The sequence below is a fragment of the Leifsonia xyli subsp. xyli str. CTCB07 genome (assembly GCF_000007665.1).
Classification (GTDB): Bacteria; Actinomycetota; Actinomycetes; order Actinomycetales; family Microbacteriaceae; genus Leifsonia; species Leifsonia xyli_C.
On the sequence record NC_006087.1, the window covers coordinates 1,172,431 to 1,191,086 of the forward strand.

General features: G+C 67.0%; 14 protein-coding genes. 12 read left to right on the plus strand and 2 right to left on the minus strand.

All coding sequences use genetic code 11. The annotated features are described in order from the left end of the window. The first annotated feature begins 28 nt into the window (after positions 1–28). The 4 genes from LXX_RS05645 to uvrB all read left to right on the plus strand — a co-directional run bounded on the left by LXX_RS05645 (position 29) and on the right by uvrB (position 6,391). Positions 29–1,702 (plus strand): DUF885 domain-containing protein, encoded by a 1,674-nt coding sequence (locus LXX_RS05645; protein WP_011185986.1) that lies wholly within the window; start codon positions 29–31, stop codon positions 1,700–1,702. A 393-nt stretch (positions 1,703–2,095) separates the two neighbouring features. Beyond that, complete coding sequence (gene rpsA, locus LXX_RS05650) at positions 2,096–3,538, plus strand: 30S ribosomal protein S1 (protein WP_011185987.1); 1,443 nt, start codon at positions 2,096–2,098, stop codon at positions 3,536–3,538. A gap of 112 nt (positions 3,539–3,650) precedes the next feature. Continuing rightward, the gene (gene coaE / locus LXX_RS05655; protein ID WP_011185988.1) at positions 3,651–4,247 is read left to right on the plus strand and encodes a dephospho-CoA kinase; all 597 of its coding nucleotides are present in this window, start codon (positions 3,651–3,653) and stop codon (positions 4,245–4,247) included. 77 nt (positions 4,248–4,324) lie between these two features. Next, positions 4,325–6,391 (plus strand): excinuclease ABC subunit UvrB, encoded by a 2,067-nt coding sequence (gene uvrB / locus LXX_RS05660; protein WP_011185989.1) that lies wholly within the window; start codon positions 4,325–4,327, stop codon positions 6,389–6,391. 181 nt (positions 6,392–6,572) lie between these two features. Here uvrB and LXX_RS05665 read toward each other — a convergent pair whose 3' ends face one another. Both LXX_RS05665 and LXX_RS05670 read right to left on the minus strand, forming a co-directional pair. Beyond that, on the minus strand, positions 6,573–6,896 hold the full coding sequence (locus LXX_RS05665) for a hypothetical protein (RefSeq protein ID WP_041767488.1): 324 nt from the start codon (positions 6,894–6,896) through the stop codon (positions 6,573–6,575). Positions 6,897–6,919: 23 nt separating this feature from the next. Next, positions 6,920–7,123 carry a hypothetical protein gene (locus tag LXX_RS05670; protein WP_041767491.1) on the minus strand — a complete coding sequence of 68 codons (204 nt, stop codon included), beginning with the start codon at positions 7,121–7,123 and terminating at the stop codon, positions 6,920–6,922. A gap of 707 nt (positions 7,124–7,830) precedes the next feature. On the opposite strand from LXX_RS05670, the gene uvrA reads away from it, so the two are divergent. From uvrA to tpiA, 8 genes are all read left to right on the plus strand, one after another. After that, positions 7,831–10,746 carry an excinuclease ABC subunit UvrA gene (gene uvrA, locus LXX_RS05675; protein ID WP_050737860.1) on the plus strand — a complete coding sequence of 972 codons (2,916 nt, stop codon included), beginning with the start codon at positions 7,831–7,833 and terminating at the stop codon, positions 10,744–10,746. Between the two features lie 10 nt (positions 10,747–10,756). Continuing rightward, positions 10,757–12,727: an excinuclease ABC subunit UvrC gene (gene uvrC, locus LXX_RS05680; protein WP_011185992.1), complete on the plus strand. Its 1,971-nt coding sequence runs from the start codon at positions 10,757–10,759 to the stop codon at positions 12,725–12,727. A gap of 87 nt (positions 12,728–12,814) precedes the next feature. Continuing rightward, on the plus strand, positions 12,815–13,702 hold the full coding sequence (gene rapZ / locus LXX_RS05685; RefSeq protein WP_011185993.1) for an RNase adapter RapZ: 888 nt from the start codon (positions 12,815–12,817) through the stop codon (positions 13,700–13,702). 56 nt (positions 13,703–13,758) lie between these two features. Then, the gene (gene whiA / locus LXX_RS05690; protein WP_011185994.1) at positions 13,759–14,739 is read left to right on the plus strand and encodes a DNA-binding protein WhiA; all 981 of its coding nucleotides are present in this window, start codon (positions 13,759–13,761) and stop codon (positions 14,737–14,739) included. Between the two features lie 80 nt (positions 14,740–14,819). Continuing rightward, positions 14,820–15,446 (plus strand): superoxide dismutase, encoded by a 627-nt coding sequence (locus tag LXX_RS05695; RefSeq protein ID WP_011185995.1) that lies wholly within the window; start codon positions 14,820–14,822, stop codon positions 15,444–15,446. A 102-nt stretch (positions 15,447–15,548) separates the two neighbouring features. Beyond that, the gene (gene gap, locus LXX_RS05700) at positions 15,549–16,559 is read left to right on the plus strand and encodes a type I glyceraldehyde-3-phosphate dehydrogenase (protein ID WP_011185996.1); all 1,011 of its coding nucleotides are present in this window, start codon (positions 15,549–15,551) and stop codon (positions 16,557–16,559) included. A gap of 15 nt (positions 16,560–16,574) precedes the next feature. Further along, positions 16,575–17,786 carry a phosphoglycerate kinase gene (pgk, locus tag LXX_RS05705; RefSeq protein WP_011185997.1) on the plus strand — a complete coding sequence of 404 codons (1,212 nt, stop codon included), beginning with the start codon at positions 16,575–16,577 and terminating at the stop codon, positions 17,784–17,786. A gap of 2 nt (positions 17,787–17,788) precedes the next feature. Further along, the gene (gene tpiA / locus LXX_RS05710; RefSeq protein WP_011185998.1) at positions 17,789–18,592 is read left to right on the plus strand and encodes a triose-phosphate isomerase; all 804 of its coding nucleotides are present in this window, start codon (positions 17,789–17,791) and stop codon (positions 18,590–18,592) included. Positions 18,593–18,656: the final 64 nt, after the last annotated feature.

Below are 18,656 nucleotides of genomic sequence, written 5' to 3' on the forward strand. Positions count from 1 at the left end.
CACCCAGGCGGTCGTTTAGGCTCGGAGCATGGCCAATGCAGACAAGCGCGAGCCCACGCCGGTCGACAGGATCGCGGAGAAGTGGGTCGACACCCAATTGGAGCTGTACCCCGAGTATCACGTCCGGCTCGGCCGGCCTGGCCGCGAGGGCGAATACGGCGACTACTCACCCGCCGGAGCGGAACGGGCCAGTGCGAAGGTCACGGAGACTCTCGCCCGCATCCAGGCCGCGGAGGCCGTCGACGAGGTCGACCGGATCACCAAGCTCGATCTGACCCGTGACCTGCAGCTGCGGATCGAGAAGGACGAGGCGGGCTTCGCTCAGCGCGACCTCAACGTCATCGCATCGCCGGCCCAGGAACTGCGCGACATCTTCGATCTCCTGCCGACGGACACCGAGGAGGACTGGGCTAGCGTCGCGAAGCGCCTGCACAACCTCCCGGCGGCGATGGACGGTTACATCCAGACGCTCCGCAGCGGGATCGCCGCGGGCAATGTCCCGGCCGTCCGCCAGGTGCGCGAGGTTCTCACCCAGGCCAATAAGCAGGCCGCCGGCAGCGGATTCTTCTTCGCGTTCACCGGCGGAGCGAAAGCCGGCGACGCGGAGCTACCCGCTTCGCTGAAGGCAGAGCTGGCCGCCGGTGCCGGGAAGTCCGCCGCTGCCTACGCCGCTCTGGCCACTTTCCTCCGTGACGAGCTCGCGCCGCACGCCCCGGAGAAGGACGCTGTGGGCCGCGAGCTCTACGCGCTCGCTTCCCGCGACTTCCTGGGCGCCACGGTCGACCTCGACGAGACCTACGAGTGGGGCATCGAGGAGCTTGCGCGCATGGCGGCCGAACAGGAGTCCATCGCGAACGAGATCAAGCCCGGCGCGTCCGTGCTTGAGGCGATCGCATTCCTCGACGGCGATGCGAGCCGCAAGCTGCACGGCACGGACGCGCTCCGGACCTGGATGCAGGAGACGAGCGACCGAGCGATCGAGGAGCTCGGCTCGTCCCACTTCGACATCCTTGCGGAGATCCGCCGCCTCGAGTGCATGATCGCTCCGACGCAGGAGGGCGGGATCTACTACACCGAGCCGAGCGACGACTTCGCGCGCGCCGGCCGGATGTGGTGGAGCGTCCCCGCGGGTGTCACCGAGTTCGACACCTGGCGTGAGCTGACGACCGTTTACCACGAGGGCGTTCCCGGACACCACCTCCAGATCGCCCAGGCGATCTGGAACAAGGCGCAGCTGAACTCCTGGCGCCGCATCGCGGGAACCTCCGGCCACGCCGAGGGGTGGGCGCTGTACGCGGAGCGCCTCATGGAGCAGCTCGGCTACCTCGACGACCCGGCCGATCGGCTCGGGATGCTCGACGGCCAGCGCATGCGCGCCGCCCGCGTCGTGCTCGACATTGGCGTCCACCTTGAGAAGCGTCTCCCGGATGGCTCCCGTGCCTGGACCGGCGAGGACGCGTTCGAGTTCCTCGGCCGGAATGTGAACATGAACGCCAGCTTTGTGCGCTTCGAGGTGAATCGCTATCTCGGCTGGCCTGGTCAGGCGCCGTCGTACAAGATCGGTCAGCGTATCTGGGAGCAGTTGCGCGATGAGCGCGCCCGCCGCGATGGTGCCGCGTTCGACATCAAGGCGTTTCACAAGAGGGCGCTGGACATCGGTGGCGTCGGCCTGGACACGCTGACGTCGGCGCTCCTCGATTGACGCTCTCGGGACGACCTCGCCGTCCCGTGCGATCGGCGCGTTCGAGGAATGTCCCCCTTGTCTGCCCGTGCGGCCGGGGAGGGGGCTTCCTCATCGGGCACGGCGTCGGCGCCGAGGCGCGCTGAGGCCACGCCGTGCCGGAACACGGCACATTCCATGAGCTCCGTGTCCGGGCAGACGCCAGCGCTTAAGCGGGGCTCAGCTCCGCGATGTGCTCCCCGAATGGGAACCGGCGCTCCCTGACCTCGCTGGGGTCCAGCTTGCCGCATCCCGCGCCGCCTGGGTAGACTAGACCGTCACTCATGTGACCTTTCTATCCGCCGCCGTTCGCGGAAGACCACACATCGTGTTCGCGTCCGGCCCGAATCCTGTCCATTACGGAGCATTCACTACATGACAACCGCAACGACCGACAAGGCGCCGAAGCAGGTCGCCGTCAACGACATCGGGTCCGCCGAGGACTTTCTTGCCGCGGTCGAAAAGACACTGAAGTTCTTCAACGACGGCGACCTCATCGAGGGCACCGTCGTCAAGATCGACCGGGACGAGGTCCTCCTCGACGTCGGTTACAAGACCGAGGGCGTCATCCCTTCGCGTGAGCTTTCCATCAAGCACGACATCGACCCCAGCGAGGTCGTCGACGTCGGCGACACCGTCGAGGCGCTCGTTCTCCAGAAGGAGGACAAAGAAGGCCGCCTCATCCTGTCCAAGAAGCGCGCTCAGTACGAGCGCGCGTGGGGCGATGTGGAGAAGATCAAGGATGCTGACGGCGTTGTCACCGGCACCGTGATCGAGGTGGTCAAGGGCGGGCTCATCGTCGACATCGGCCTGCGCGGCTTCCTGCCGGCGTCGCTCATCGAACTGCGCCGCGTCCGCGATCTGACTCCGTACCTGGGCCAGGAGATCGAGGCGAAGATCCTCGAACTCGACAAGAACCGCAACAACGTGGTCCTGTCGCGCCGGGCTCTGCTGGAGCAGACCCAGTCCGAGTCGCGCACCACGTTCCTCAACAACCTGTACAAGGGTCAGGTCCGCAAGGGCGTCGTCTCCTCGATCGTCAACTTCGGCGCGTTCGTCGACCTGGGCGGCGTCGACGGCCTCGTACACGTCTCCGAGCTGTCCTGGAAGCACATCGAGCACGCCTCCGAGGTCGTCGAGGTTGGCCAGGAGGTCACCGTCGAGATCCTCGAAGTCGACCTGGACCGCGAGCGCGTCTCGCTGTCTTTGAAGGCAACTCAAGAAGACCCGTGGCAGGTCTTCGCCCGCACCCACGCGATCGGTCAGGTCGCACCGGGCAAGGTCACCAAGCTGGTTCCGTTCGGCGCCTTCGTCCGCGTCGCGGACGGCATCGAGGGTCTGGTCCACATCTCGGAGCTCTCCGGCAAGCACGTCGAGCTCGCCGAGCAGGTCGTGTCGGTCGGCGAAGAGGTCTTCGTCAAGGTCATCGACATCGACCTGGAGCGCCGCCGCATCTCGCTCAGCCTCAAGCAGGCGAACGAGGGCGTCGACCCCGAAGGCACCGAGTTCGACCCGGCTCTCTACGGCATGGTCACCGAGTACGACGAGCAGGGGAACTACAAGTACCCCGAGGGATTCGACGCGGAGACCAACGAGTGGAAGGACGGGTTCGACACCCAGCGCGAGGAGTGGGAGCAGCAGTACGCTGCGGCCCAGGCTCGTTGGGAAGCGCACAAGCGCCAGGTGGCGAAGGGGCTCGAAGAGACCTCTGTCGACGCTGGCAGCGCCTCCTACTCGAGCGAGACCGGCGCTGGTGGCACCCTCGCCGATGACGAGTCGCTCGCGGCTCTGCGCGAGAAGCTCAGCTCCAGCAACTGAGTCCGTCTCTCGCCGTGGGCGGCCGGTCCTTCACAAAGGACCGGCCGCCCACGGCGTTAACCCGCACACCGGTGGACGGGGTACGCTTTTTCTCACCGCGTAGGCTGGCCGGGTGCAGCTGATCGGACTCACGGGCGGGATCGCCTCGGGAAAATCGACCATCGCCTCCCGTCTCGCCGAACTCGGCGCCGCCGTGGTGGATGCCGACCGCATCGCCCGCGAGGTGGTCGAGCCCGGGACCCCGGCCCTGGCTGAGATCCGCCGCGCGTTCGGCGACGGCGTGATCGCCCCAGACGGCACCCTCGACCGGCCCGAGCTGGGCGCGATCGTCTTCGGCGACCCGGCGGCGTTGCGCATTCTCAATGGCATCACGCACCCCGCTGTGCTGCGCGAGTCCACGGCGCGTTTTGAGGCCGCCGCCGTGGCCGATCCCGATGCCATCGTGGTGTACGACGTGCCGCTGCTGGTCGAGTCGGCCAACCGGTACCCGTTCGATCTCGTCGTGGTGGCCCACGCCGATGCCGCCACGCGCGCGCGTCGCCTGTTCGAGCTGCGGGGGATGGACCCCGTCGCGGCCGAACGCCGGATCGGTTCGCAGGTCTCGGACGCGGAGCGTCTGTCCGCGGCTGACCTCGTGATCGACACGGGGGGTACGCTGGAGGAGACCTATCGGCAGGTCGACGCCCTGTGGGCAGGCCTGCGCGGCTGAGCGGTTGCGCGCGGAGCCCATTCCGCTCTAAGCGCAGGCCCGGCCTCAGTGTCGGCGGTCCTTCCTAGACTGGAGGGATGGAACCCACCCGTCTCGTCCGTCCCTTCGAGGTCGTCAGCGAATACCAGCCGAGCGGCGACCAGCCGAAGGCCATCGCCGAGCTCGCCGGCCGCATCACCGCGGGGGAGACCGATGTCGTGTTGCTGGGGGCCACCGGCACCGGCAAGTCGGCGACGACGGCGTGGCTTGTGGAGGCGGTGCAGCGGCCGACCCTCGTTCTCGCCCACAACAAGACGCTCGCCGCTCAGCTCGCGAACGAGTTCCGCGAGCTGCTGCCGAACAACGCCGTCGAGTATTTCGTGTCGTACTACGACTACTACCAGCCCGAGGCGTACGTCCCACAGACGGACACCTTCATCGAGAAAGACTCCTCGATCAACGCGGAGGTGGAGCGGCTGCGGCACTCCACCACCAACTCGCTGCTGAGCCGCCGCGATGTCGTGGTGGTCTCCACCGTCTCCTGCATCTACGGCCTCGGCGCCGCGGAGGAGTACCTGGAGGCGATGGTTGCGCTGCAGGTGGGGCAGAACGTCGGCCGCGACCAGCTCATCCGCCGGTTCGTCGCCATGCAGTACGAGCGCAACGACATTGATTTCTCGCGCGGGAAGTTCCGCGTGCGCGGCGACACAATCGAGATCATCCCGGTCTACGAGGAGCACGCTCTGCGCATCGAGCTGTTCGGAGACGAGATCGAGGCGCTCTACTCGCTGCACCCGCTCACCGGCGAGGTCCTGGCCCGGACGGATGCCGTGTCCGTGTTCCCGGCGACCCACTACGCCGCGAGTCCCGCGACCATACAGCGCGCGATCGGCACCATTCAGACCGAACTGCACGATCGTCTGGTGGAGCTGGAGCGCGAGGGCAAGCTGCTGGAGGCGCAGCGGCTCCGGATGCGCACCCAGTTCGACATCGAAATGATGGAGCAGATCGGCTTCTGCTCCGGCATCGAGAACTACTCGCGCCACATCGACGGCCGTGCGCCGGGGGAGGCCCCGCACTGCCTCCTGGACTACTTCCCCGACGACTTCCTCGTCGTGATCGATGAGTCGCACGTCACCGTTCCGCAGATCGGCGCGATGTACGAGGGCGACGCTTCCCGCAAGCGCACACTCGTGGAGCACGGCTTCCGGCTTCCGAGCGCGATGGATAACCGGCCGCTGCGCTGGAACGAGTTCAAGGAGCGCGTCGGGCAGACCGTCTATCTCTCGGCCACCCCCGGCCAGTATGAGCTGGGCATCGCCGACGGTGTCGTGGAGCAGATCATCCGCCCGACCGGGCTGGTCGACCCGCAGATTCTCGTCAAGCCGACCAAGGGACAGATCGACGACCTCCTCGAAGAGATCCGGGCGCGAGCGGAGCGCGACGAGCGCGTGCTCGTAACCACGCTCACGAAGAAGATGGCCGAGGAGCTCACCGACTTCCTCGCCGAGGCCGGGGTCAAGGTCCGCTATTTGCACGCGGACGTCGACACGCTCCGCCGGGTCGAGCTCCTCACCGAACTGCGCTCGGGTGTTTTCGACGTCCTTGTCGGCATCAACCTGTTGCGTGAGGGGCTCGACCTGCCGGAGGTGTCGCTCGTCGCGATTCTGGACGCGGACAAGGAGGGCTTCTTGCGCTCGTCGACATCGCTCATCCAGACCATCGGCCGCGCCGCCCGGAACGTCTCCGGTGAGGTCCACATGTATGCCGACGTCCTCACCGACTCGATGAAGAAGGCCATCGAGGAGACCAGCCGCCGCAGCGAGCTGCAGGTGGAGTACAACCGCGCCAACGGTATCGACCCCCAACCGCTCCGCAAACGCATCGCCGACATCACCGACATCCTCGCCCGTGAGGAGGCCGACACCGCCAAGATCCTCGCCGGACGGGACCAGAAGCGGAAGAGCCCGACCCCCTCTCTGCGGTCCGGGGGGATCGCGGCGCAGGGTGCGGCCGAGCTCGAGTCGCTGATCGCTGACCTCAACGCTCAGATGCTCGCCGCTGCGGGCGAGCTGAAGTTCGAGCTGGCGGCGCGACTGCGCGATGAACTGTCGGACCTCAAGCGCGACCTGCGGCAGATGGAGAAGGCTGGCCACCTGAGCTGACTCCGCCACGGTCACCGCGCGATGCGCGACGGCAGACGGCCGCCGAGGGGGTCGACAGTTGCCGGCGCTGTGCCATGGTCGACGATGCGGGGTCGCGACATCCTCGTCGATTCCGGCCCATCCCGGCCGCGGAGTGGAGAATCTCCTTCGCCGAGGCTCGATCAGGCTGAGCCGCACGCTTTCAGCAGCGGTCCTTCCGGACGAACCCGTATTGCGCGGCTATCGCTCGGTTTCGGTGTCGAGGTGCGCGAAGGGGGTGGTCGTGGAGGTGGCGCAGGTATCGCATGATGAGGCCGGCTGCGATGAGCGCACAGCCGAGGGGGATCGCGATGAATCGGATCGTGCTGGCCAGAATGCTGATGATCCCAAGCAGGGCCTGTCCGGAGGGCTCGGTGAAGACGACCATGTTGGGGACGATGTCGCCGCTGAGGATGAGGACGACCGCGCCGACGGCTGTGACGATGATCCCAGCCTGGAGGGTGATTTTCGGGGTCCGCTGAGTCATTCGTGGGCTCCTCGTTCGTGTGTCTATGTGTATATCCTCGCGCAGTATTCCCGGATCACGCGGGCGTGGGCGGTGACCATCGCATCGAAGGTTTCCGCCGAGACCCTCTCGGCTTTCAACTCGTCTCCCACGCGTTGGACGATGCCGAGGATGCCCGGGTACGCGTCTTCGCTCCCCTTGGTAAGAGCGGGGACCTCGGCGGGGTCGAACACGGAGGTGTGGACCACGCTGGTAGACGTAAGCGCTGCACATTCCCAGTGCCTCGTGCTCCGGGATCAGAGGCGGCGATGTGTTCAGGGTCACGGTCGGTTCTGGTGCCGGGGCGCCCAGTTCGCGCGCGAGCTCGCGCAGCTTCACGGGAGATCCAGTGGCGTACCAGTTTTTTCCGACGATGATTTGGTTCTCGGCGCTGATCGTCGGTGCTAGGTCCGGCAAAACATGTCCGCTTCGAGTGTCTGGCTGTCGTCGCAGCGGAGCTGGGCGGAAATGGCGGCGACGTTGTCAAGCTCAAGGCGCTCGCGCGTTAATGCCGGTGTGCAACTGGTCAAAAGGATGGTGACGAGCGCGAGGCTCGGTGCGAGTGCGGTGCGGATTCGTGCTGGCCCCGAGCGGGTCCGATGTCTTCTCACTGGAAGACAAGAGCCGTTCCGGTCGCGCCGATGGATTGGGCCTTCACCTTGGAGACGGTGACGACGTTTCCGATCGTGATGCTTTTTGAACGCTGTCCGAGGCCCACCGCGTCTCCACGCGGAACGAGTAGAGCACTTTGCCCGTTTTCAGGTCCTGCAGGTAGAACATGTTGTTCGTGTCACCACAGCGTGCGCCGAACCCGATAGGATCGAACAAAACTTCGAACGGTGTGTCGGGTTCGAGCAGCTGTGCGTGGGTGCGCGCTGGGCGAACAAAGGTCGCGGCCCCAGGGAATAAGCGGAGAATGGAACGAGTGAGCACTCAGGGTACCGGCAACATCGGCAAGGTCACGGGTTCGCATCTCAGTGTGCGCGGAGCGCGAGTACACAACCTGAACAATGTGGATCTGGAGATTCCGCGCGATTCGATGGTCGTGTTCACGGGCCTCTCCGGATCGGGGAAGTCCTCGCTGGCGTTCGACACGATCTTCGCGGAGGGACAGCGCCGCTACGTCGAGTCGCTTTCGGCGTACGCGCGCCAGTTTCTCGGCCAGGTGGACCGTCCGGATGTGGATTTCATCGAGGGGCTCAGCCCGGCGGTGTCGATCGACCAGAAATCCACGAACCGCAACCCGCGTTCGACGGTCGGGACGATCACCGAGATCTACGACTACATGCGGTTGCTCTGGGCGCGTATCGGCGTGCCGCACTGCCCGGTCTGCGGCGAGAGGATCCAGCGGCAGACGGTGCAGCAGATCGCCGACCAGCTGATGGAGTTAGAGCCGGGCACCCGGTACATGGTCGTCAGCCCCGTCGTCTCCCAGAAGAAGGGCGAGTTCGTCGACCTCTTCAAGGAGCTGGCGGCCAGCGGCTATTCACGAGCGCTGGTGGACGGCGAACCCGTGCAGCTGAGCGACCCGCCCGCCCTCAAGAAGCAGTACAAACACGACATCTCGGTCGTGGTGGACCGCCTGGTGGCAGGCCCCGACATCCTGGGACGGCTCACCGACTCGCTGGAGACCGCGCTGCGGCTGACGGAGGGGGTGGTGCAGGTCAATTTCGTCGACCGTGAGGGTCCGGAGGCGTGGCAGAGCTTCTCCGAGAAGCTCTCCTGCCCGAACGGGCACCCCCTCCAGCTGACCGAGATCGAGCCGCGGACCTTCTCGTTCAACGCTCCGTTCGGCGCGTGCCCGGAGTGCTCGGGCCTCGGCATCCGGATGTCCGTGGACGACGACCTGCTCCTCGGCGACGAAAACTTGAGCATTGCCGAGGGGGTCATCGTCCCCTGGACGACGCAGGGCAAGGGCCTCTTCAGCTACTACGAGAAGCTGCTCGACGGCCTGGCGCGGGACCTCGAGTTCTCGCTCACAACGCCGTGGAGAAAACTGTCGCAGAGCGTGCGGGAGGCCGTGCTGCACGGCGACAACTTCGACGTCAAGGTGCGGTGGAAGAACCGCTACGGCCGCGAGATGTCCTACACCTCCGGTTTCGAGGGCGTGGTGCCCTACATCGAGCGCCAGTACCTGCAGGCCGAGACAGACACGCAGCGCGCCCGGTGGGCCGAGTATCTGCGCGAGGTGCCGTGTCCCGTCTGCAAGGGGAAGCGCCTGAAGCCGGAAGTGCTCGCCGTGCTCATCCACGGCAGCTCCATCGCCGACGCGGCCGAGCTGAGCCTCGGCGACGCGCGTGGCTTCATGGAGAAGCTGCGCCTGACCGAGCGCGAGCAGAAGATCGGCGCCCAGGTGCTGCGCGAGATCAAGATCCGGCTCGACTTCCTCATCCAGGTCGGGCTCAGCTACCTCGACCTCGCACGGGCGGCGGCGACGCTCTCCGGCGGCGAGGCGCAGCGCATCCGCCTGGCGACTCAGATCGGCTCCGGACTGACGGGCGTGCTGTACGTGCTCGACGAGCCGAGCATCGGGCTGCACCAGCGCGACAACCGTCGGCTCATCGACACGCTCGTCGCTCTGCGCGACCTCGGCAACACGCTCATCGTGGTCGAGCACGACGAGGACACGATTCGCACCGCGGACTGGATCGTGGACATCGGCCCCGGCGCGGGCGTGAACGGCGGGCACGTCGTCCACTCGGGCTCCTATTCCGATCTCGTGGAGAACACCGCTTCCCTGACCGGAGATTACCTCTCCGGACGCCGCGAGATCCCCGTTCCGCCGAAGCGCCGCACGATCGACAAGAAGCGGATGCTGAAGGTCGTGGACGCCACAGCCAACAACCTCCAGAAGGTGACTGTCGACTTCCCCCTCGGAGTGTTCGTCGCGGTGACCGGCGTCTCCGGCTCGGGTAAATCGTCGCTTGTGAACGACATCCTCTACCGCGTGCTGGCGAACAAGCTCAACGGCGCACGCAAGCTGCCGGGAAAGCACCGCACGGTGACCGGGCTCGACAACCTCGACAAGGTCGTCCACGTCGACCAGGCTCCGATCGGCCGCACCCCGCGCTCGAACCCGGCGACCTACACCGGGGTGTTCGATCGCATTCGGACCCTCTTCGCGGAGACGCCGGAGGCGAAGATGCGCGGGTATCTGCCGGGCCGGTTCAGCTTCAATGTCAAGGGCGGGCGCTGCGAGGCCTGCTCGGGCGACGGCACGATCAAGATCGAAATGAACTTCCTGCCCGATGTCTACGTGGCGTGCGAGGTGTGCGGGGGAGCGCGCTACAACCGCGACACCCTCTCGGTCCACTACAAGGGCAAGAGCATCGCCGAGGTGCTCGACATGCCCATCAGCGAGGCGGCTGAGTTCTTCGAGCCGATCTCGGCCATCCATCGCTATCTCAAGACGCTGGTGGAGGTCGGGCTCGGCTATGTGCGGCTCGGCCAGAGCGCGACCACCCTCTCCGGCGGCGAGGCGCAGCGCGTCAAGCTCGCGACCGAGTTGCAGCGCCGGTCGAACGGGCGCAGCGTCTACGTCCTCGACGAGCCGACGACGGGCCTGCACTTCGAGGACGTCCGCAAGCTCCTGCTGGTGCTGAACGGCCTGCTGGACAAGGGCAACACCGTGATCACCATCGAACACAACCTCGACGTCATCAAATCGGCCGACTGGATCATCGACATGGGTCCCGAGGGCGGCGCGGGCGGCGGCACGGTCGTGGCGACCGGGACGCCCGAGCAGGTCGCGGACGCACCGGGCAGCCACACCGGGCACTTCCTCAAGGAGATCCTGCGGGGCGAGGCGTCGGCCGCGCGGGGCGCCGCTTAGGATTCCCTCCGTGGCAGACACCGTCAGCTACCGGCCCAAGGCTGGTGAGATCCCGACCCAGCCGGGCGTGTACCGCTTCCGCGACAAGACGCGCCGCGTGCTCTACGTCGGCAAGGCGAAGAACCTGCGCGCGCGGCTGAGCAACTACTTCCAGCCCTTGCGCAGCCTGCACGAGCGCACCCGGCGCATGGTCACGACCGCCGCGAGCGTCGAGTGGACCGTCGTGGGCAGCGAGTTCGAGGCGTTGCAGCTGGAGTACACCTGGATCAAGGAGTACAACCCGCCGTTCAACGTGCAGTTCCGGGACGACAAATCTTATCCGTACCTGGCGGTGACGCTCGGCGAGCGCATCCCGCGGGTGCTGGTGACGCGCAACCGGATCGCGAAGGGCGCGCGCTACTTCGGCCCATACACGAAGGTGTGGGCCATCCGCGACACGGTGGACCTCATGCTCAAGGCGTTCCCGGTCCGCAGCTGCTCGGACGGCGTGTACCGCCGAGCGGAGCTCACCGGCCGGCCCTGCCTGCTCGGAGACATCGGCAAGTGCGCCGGCCCCTGCGTGGGCCGGGTGACGCCGGAGGAGCATCGGAGGCTGGCCGAGGACTTCGTCTCCTTCATGGCGGGCGACGACAGCAAGCACATCCGTGACCTGACGGAGAAGATGAAGCAGGCAGCGGGCACGATGGACTACGAGGCAGCCGCGCGGCATCGCGATGCGATCCAGGCCCTGGAGGCCGCGATGGGCAAGAGCGCCGTCGTGCTCCAGGACAACGTCGACCTCGACGCTTTCGGCATCGGCCACGACGAGCTCGCCGCGGCCGTGCAGCAGTTCATCGTCCGGGGCGGACGCATCCGCGGTGTGCGCAGCTGGGTGGTCGACAAGGAGCTGGATGTCGAACTCGGGGAGCTGATCGAGACCGTCATGCAGAACGCCTACGAGGGAGCGGATGCGCCACCGCGGGAGATCCTGGTGCCCGTTCTCCCAGACGATGCCGCCGAGCTGGGGCAGTGGCTCACCGGCCGCCGGCACGAGAACAGCGGCGGTGGCGTCAGCGACCCGGCGGCGACCCGTGGCCGGCTGAGCGGGCGGGTCGAGCTCAAGGTGGCCCAGCGCGGCGACAAGGCCGCCCTCGCGCAGACCGCGGAGATGAACGCGAAGAACGCGCTCATCCTCTACAAGACCCGCCGCAGCTCCGACTTCGTCGCGCGGTCGAAGGCGTTCAGCGATATCCAGGACGCTCTCGGGATGGAGGACGCTCCGCTCCGCATGGAGTGCTACGACGTCTCCCACTTGAGCCGGACGAACATCGTGGCGTCGATGGTCGTGTTCGAGGACGGTCTGCCGCGCAAAGATCAGTACCGTCGGTTCAGCATCCCCGAGTCGGCCGACGACACCGAATCCATCTACCAGGTGATCTCACGGCGGCTGGCTTACCTGCGTAAGGAGCCGCCCGTCGAGGCGCTCACCCCAGCGAACGGCCACGACCTGGCGACCGACCTGGACGCGGAGGCCGTCGAGGCTGCGGAGAGGCGTCGCAAGAAGTTCGCGTACCCGCCGAACCTCCTCATCGTCGATGGCGGCCAGCCGCAGGTGGCCGCCGCCCGCCGTGCGCTGGAGGAGTCCGGTGTGTCCGGCGTCCACCTGGCCGGGATCGCCAAACGCCTGGAAGAGGTCTGGCTGCCCGGCTCGGACTTCCCCGTCATCCTGCCCCGCAACAGCGACGCGCTGTTCCTGATCCAGCGCATCCGCGACGAGGCGCACCGGTTCGCGATCACCTACCAGCGCTCCCGGCGGAAGCGCGATATCACGACCGTGTTGGGGGAGATCCCGGGACTCGGCCCCGCGCGCGTGAAGGAGCTGCTGAAGCATTTCGGTTCGGTTGCACAGCTGAGGAAGGCGGCGCCCGAGGAGATCGCCGAGGTGCGCGGCGTCGGCCTGAGGCTCGCGGCGGCGGTGTTCGAGCGGCTCGCGGACCGCTGAGGCCGCCGCCGGGAGCACGGAATGGACATCGTGGCCGCCGCGTTCACTCAGTAGGCTGGGGGGCAGGCCCGCGAAGAAGGAGCATCCGTGACGAGCGACGTCGAGACCACCGCCGAGCAGCAAGAAGTGCTGATCGTCACCGGAATGTCAGGGGCGGGCCGCTCCACGGTCGCGAACGCCCTGGAAGACCTCGACTGGTACGTGGTCGACAATCTCCCGCCGCAGATGCTCCGTCCGCTCATCGAACTGGCCAATCGGGCCGAGTCGGGACTGCCGCGCATCGCGGCCGTGGTGGATGTGCGCGGCCGCAACTTCTTCGCCGACCTGCAGGAGATGATCCAGTCCCTGCGCGAGGGCACGAAGGTGCGCGTCCTGTTCCTGGAGGCCGCGGACGTCACCCTGGTCCGGCGCTTCGAGCAGGTGCGCCGGCCGCACCCGCTGCAAGGGAACGGCACACTCCTCGACGGCATCACCGCCGAACGCGCCCGGCTGCGTGAGATCCGCGAGTCCAGCGACATCATCGTGGACACGAGCGACCTCAACATCCACCAGCTCGCCACCAGAATCACCGACATCTTCGCGGACGAGAACACCGCTGACGTCCAGGTCACCGTCATGAGCTTCGGCTTCAAGTATGGTCTCCCCGCGGACGCCGACCTCGTGGCCGACGCCCGGTTTCTGCCGAACCCGTTCTGGAAGCCGGAGCTCCGGCCGTACACGGGTCTCGACGAGGTCGTCCGGAACGACGTCTTGCAGCAGAACGGCGCCGAGGAGTTCATCGAGAGCTACCTCGAGGCGTTGCGGCCGATTTTCGCCGGATATCAGCGGGAGAACAAGCGGCACGCCACGATCGCGGTAGGCTGCACAGGAGGGAAGCACCGTTCGGTCGCGATTGCCGAAGAGCTCGCTGCACGGTTGAGGAGTCTTCCCGGTCTCGCAGTGAGCATCAAACACCGCGACCTGGGTCGTGAATGACGCCGGCCGCCTCCCCCACGGTGTGACCCGCGCCGCCCCACAGAAAAGGAATCCGATTGGCTCTCACCGCCGATGTCAAAGACGAGCTCACGAAGGTCGAGGTCAGCAAGACCACCGTCCGGGCCGCTGAGCTGGCCACCATCCTCAGGTTCTCCGGCGGACTGCACCTGATCGGCGGCCGGATCGCGGTCGAAAGCGAGCTCGACACCCCCGAACTGGCGCGCCGTGTGCGCAAGGACCTCGCGGAGCTGTACGGCGTTCGCGGCGTCGTCTCGGTGATCTCGACTTCCGGTGTGCGCCGCGCCAGCCAGTACCTCGTCCGCGTGCTCGACGGGGGCGAGACGCTCGCCCGGCAGACCGGCCTGCTCGACGCGCACCGCCGGCCGATCCGAGGCCTCCCGAACCGCCTGACCACCGGCTCCCGCGAGGAGCTGGCCGCGGTGTGGCGTGGCGCTTTCCTCGCGAGCGGCTCGCTGACCGACCCGGGCCGTTCCGCAGCGCTGGAGGTTACCTGCCCGGGCAACGAGGCCGCGATGGCGCTCGTGGGCGCCGCCGGCCGGATCGGTGTGGCGGCCAAGGCCCGGGAGGTCCGTGGCGTGCATCGCGTCGTCATCCGCGACGGCGAGGCGATCAGTGCGATGCTCGTCCAGATGGGCGCGGCGCAGACGGTCTCCAATTGGGAGGAGCTGCGCCAGCGCCGCGAGGTGCGGGCGACGGCGAACCGTCTGGTCAACTTCGACGACGCCAACCTCCGCCGTTCGGCTCAGGCCGCCGTCGCCGCCTGCGCGCGAGTGGAGCGGGCCCTGGAGATCCTCGGCGACGACATCCCGGAGCACTTGCAGTATGCCGGACGGCTGCGCCTCGCCCACCGCGACGCGAGCCTGGACGAACTCGGTCACTACGCCGATCCGCCCATGACCAAGGATGCTGTGGCCGGCCGCATCCGCCGTCTCCTGGCGATGGCCGACAAGCGCGCGTCGGATCTGGGCGTCCCCAGCACGGAGGCCAGCCTTCCCGCCGACTTCGATGAGGTGTAGCCCCCCGGGAAGCAACCCGCGGCAGCCGGTGTTGCTCTCACTAGACTGGCAAAGTCGCTCGAATCAATTGGAGATGAGTAATGGCTGACTACACGCTCGCCGATCTTCCCTATGACTATTCGGCTCTCGAGCCGAACATCAGCGGTCGGATCATGGAGCTCCACCATGACAAGCACCACAAGACCTATGTCGACGGTGCGAACACCGCGCTCGCCCAACTCGCCGAGGCCCGCGATGCGGACAACCTCACTTACGTGAACAAACTGCAGAAAGACCTCGCCTTCAACCTGGCCGGTCACGTCAACCACACGGTTTTCTGGAACAACCTCTCGCCGGAAGGGGGGGACAAGCCGGACGGCGAACTTGCCGCGGCGATCGACGAGTTCTTCGGATCGTTCGACAAGTTCCGCGCCCATTTCACCGCGTCGGCGCTCGGCATCCAGGGCTCCGGCTGGTCGATCCTCGCCTGGGATTCGCTCAGCCAGAAGCTCATCATCGAGCAGTTGTACGACCACCAGGCCAACCTCGCGGCGGCGACCGTCCCCCTGCTCCTGATCGACATGTGGGAGCACGCCTTCTACCTCGACTATGTCAATGTGAAGGCGGATTACGTCAAGGCGTTCTGGAACATCGTCAGCTGGGCCGATGTTGGCCAGCGCTTCGTCCGGGCGCGCCAGAGTACCTCGGGTCTGCTGGTACTCTCATAGCGGAGAGGCGTTCCGGGAAGGTGCCTCCCGGGACGCCGTCGTCCGCTCACCACACACCACATCGCGCCTCCGGCGCCCCTTTCAAGCAAACGGGAGACATCTGTGTCCGTCAAGATCGGTATCAACGGGTTCGGTCGCATCGGTCGTAATTACCTTCGCGCGGCCCTCGCCAAGGGCAGCGGCGTCGAGATCGTCGCGGTGAACGACCTCACCGACAACAAGACGCTCGCCCACCTGCTCACGTACGACTCGACCACCGGACCCTTGGATACCACGGTCCACCTCGACGGCGACAGCATCGTCGTGAACGGCAAGCCGATCAAGGTCCTTGAGGAGCGCGACCCGGCCAACCTCGGCTGGGGCGACCTCGGCGTCGACATCGTCGTCGAGTCGACCGGCCGCTTCACCAAAGCCGCCGACGCCAGGAAGCACCTTGAGGCCGGCGCCAAGAAGGTCATCATCTCGGCCCCCGCGAGCGGTGAGGACGGCACCTTCGTCCTCGGCGTGAACGAGGAGAGCTATGACCCGGCGAACCACCACATCATCTCGAACGCTTCGTGTACCACGAACTGCCTTGCGCCGCTCGCGAAGGTATTCAACGACGCCTTCGGCATCGAGCGCGGCTTCATGATGACCGCTCACGCCTACACGGCGGACCAGAACCTCCAGGACGGCCCGCACAGCGACCTGCGTCGCGCCCGCGCCGCCGCGGTGAACATCGTCCCCGCGTCGACGGGCGCCGCCAAGGCCATCGGGCTGGTGCTGCCGGACCTGCAAGGCAAGCTGAGCGGCTCATCCTACCGCGTTCCGGTCCCCGTCGGCTCGATCGTCGACCTCACGCTCATCACGGGCCGTGACGACCTGACTGTCCAGGAGATCAACGCGGCCTACGCCGCTGCGGCCGCCGAAGGCCGGCTCGCCGGCATCCTCCAGTACACGGAGGACCCGATCGTCTCCAGCGACATCCAGGGCAACGCGCATTCCTCGATCTTCGACTCCGAGCTCACCAATGTCAGCGGCAACCTGGTCAAGGTCTCGAGCTGGTACGACAACGAGTGGGGCTACTCCAACCGTCTGGTCGACCTGACCGAGTACGTCGCCGAGCGTCTCTGACGGCCGGGGTCGTCCGTGGCGCTTCGCACCCTCGACTCACTCGGTTCGCTCGCGGGCAAGCGCGTCGTCGTCCGCTGTGATCTGAACGTCCCCCTGAAGGACGGGAAGATCACGGACGACGGCCGTGTGCGCGCGTCCATCCCCACCCTCCACGCTCTCATCGCCCAGGGCGCGAAGGTCGCGATCGTCTCGCACCTGGGCCGCCCCGAGGGCGCGCCCGATGCGCAGTACAGCCTGGCTCCGGTCGCCCAGCGGCTCTCCGAGCTGCTGGGCAAGCCGGTGACCTTTGCCAGCGACACCGTCGGCGCCGGTGCGGCGGAGGCCGTCTCCGGACTGGAGGACGGCGATGTCGCTCTGCTGGAGAACCTCCGGTTCAACCCGGGGGAGACCAGCAAGGACGAGGGCGAGCGTGAGGCGTTTGCCGCCGAGCTCGCCGCGTTCGGCGACGCCTTCGTCTCCGACGGCTTCGGCGTCGTCCATCGCAAGCAGGCGAGCGTCTACGAGCTGGCCAAGGCGCTCCCGAGCGCCGCGGGCGCGCTCATCGCGACCGAGCTCGACGTGCTCGACCGCCTCACCGAGAACCCTGAGCGGCCCTACACGGTCCTGCTCGGCGGCTCGAAGGTGTCGGACAAGCTCGGCGTCATCGGCCACCTGCTGCCGCGCGTCGACTCGCTGCTCATCGGCGGCGGGATGCTGTTCACCTTTCTCGCCGCGCTCGGCCACCGGGTCGGCTCCAGCCTCCTCGAGGCGGACCAGATCGGCACCGTCAAGGGCTACCTGGAGCAGGCGAAGCAGCTGGGCGTGGAGATCGTGCTGCCGCGAGATGTCGTTGTCGCCTCCAGGTTCGGCGTGGATGCGGAGCACCTCGTTCGTCCCGTCGACCGCATCGAGGACACCGGGTGGGGCACCTCTGGTCTCGGTCTGGACATCGGACCGGAGACCGCAGAGGTGTTCTCGGAGCGCATCCGCGCTGCGCGCACGGTGTTCTGGAACGGCCCGATGGGCGTGTTCGAGCTGGCCCCGTTCGCGGCCGGAACCAAGGCCGTGGCGCAGGCGCTCACCGAGGTCGACGGCCTCGGCGTCGTCGGGGGCGGTGACTCGGCCGCGGCGGTTCATGCGCTCGGCTTCTCGGACGACCAGTTCGGGCATATTTCTACCGGTGGCGGTGCGAGCCTCGAATTCCTTGAGGGCAAGCGCCTGCCGGGTCTGGAGGTTTTGGGTTGGTAGCAGTGAACGAGGCCGGAACGTCGAGTGTGCGGCGTGTGCCGCTCATCGCCGGCAACTGGAAGATGAACCTCGATCATCTCCAGTCCATCGCGGTCGTGCAGAAGCTCGCCTGGACGCTCAAAGACGCCGGTCACGATTTCGGCGCGGTCGAGGTGGCGGTCTTCCCGCCGTTCACCGATCTGCGCAGTGTCCAGACGCTGGTCGCGGCCGACAAGCTTCCGATCGCGTTCGGCGGCCAGGACGTCTCCGAACATGACTCGGGCGCTTACACCGGCGAGATCGCTGCGTCGTTCCTCGCGGCACTCGAGGCCCGCTATGTGATCATCGGCCACTCGGAGCGGCGCACCCTGCACAACGAGACCGATGAGCAGGTCGCGGCGAAGACCGCGCAAGCGGTCAAGAACGGCATCTCGCCGATCGTCTGCGTCGGTGAGACGGCCGAAGACCTGGAGAAGCACGGCGCGAGCGCCGTTCCGGTCGCCCAGCTGCGTGCGGCCCTCGCAGGCATCGACTCGGCGGCGGACTTTGTCGTCGCGTACGAGCCCGTCTGGGCCATCGGCTCGGGCCAGGCGGCGACGCCGGAGCAAGCCGAGCAGGTCGCCGCGGCGCTCCGCGCTGTGATCGCGGAGGCACTGGGCGATGAGGTCGCGGCGAAGACCCGCATCCTCTACGGCGGTTCGGTGAAGTCGGGTAACATCGCCGGCTTCATGCGCGAGACGAACGTGGACGGTGCTCTCGTCGGCGGTGCGAGCCTCGATGTCGCCGAGTTCGCCGCGATCATCCGGTACCAGAAGCACGTGATCTGACGCGGCTGACCGTTATACTGGTCCTTGGTTTTCGTCGGGCACGGTCCGGCGCAGTGAAAGGGAA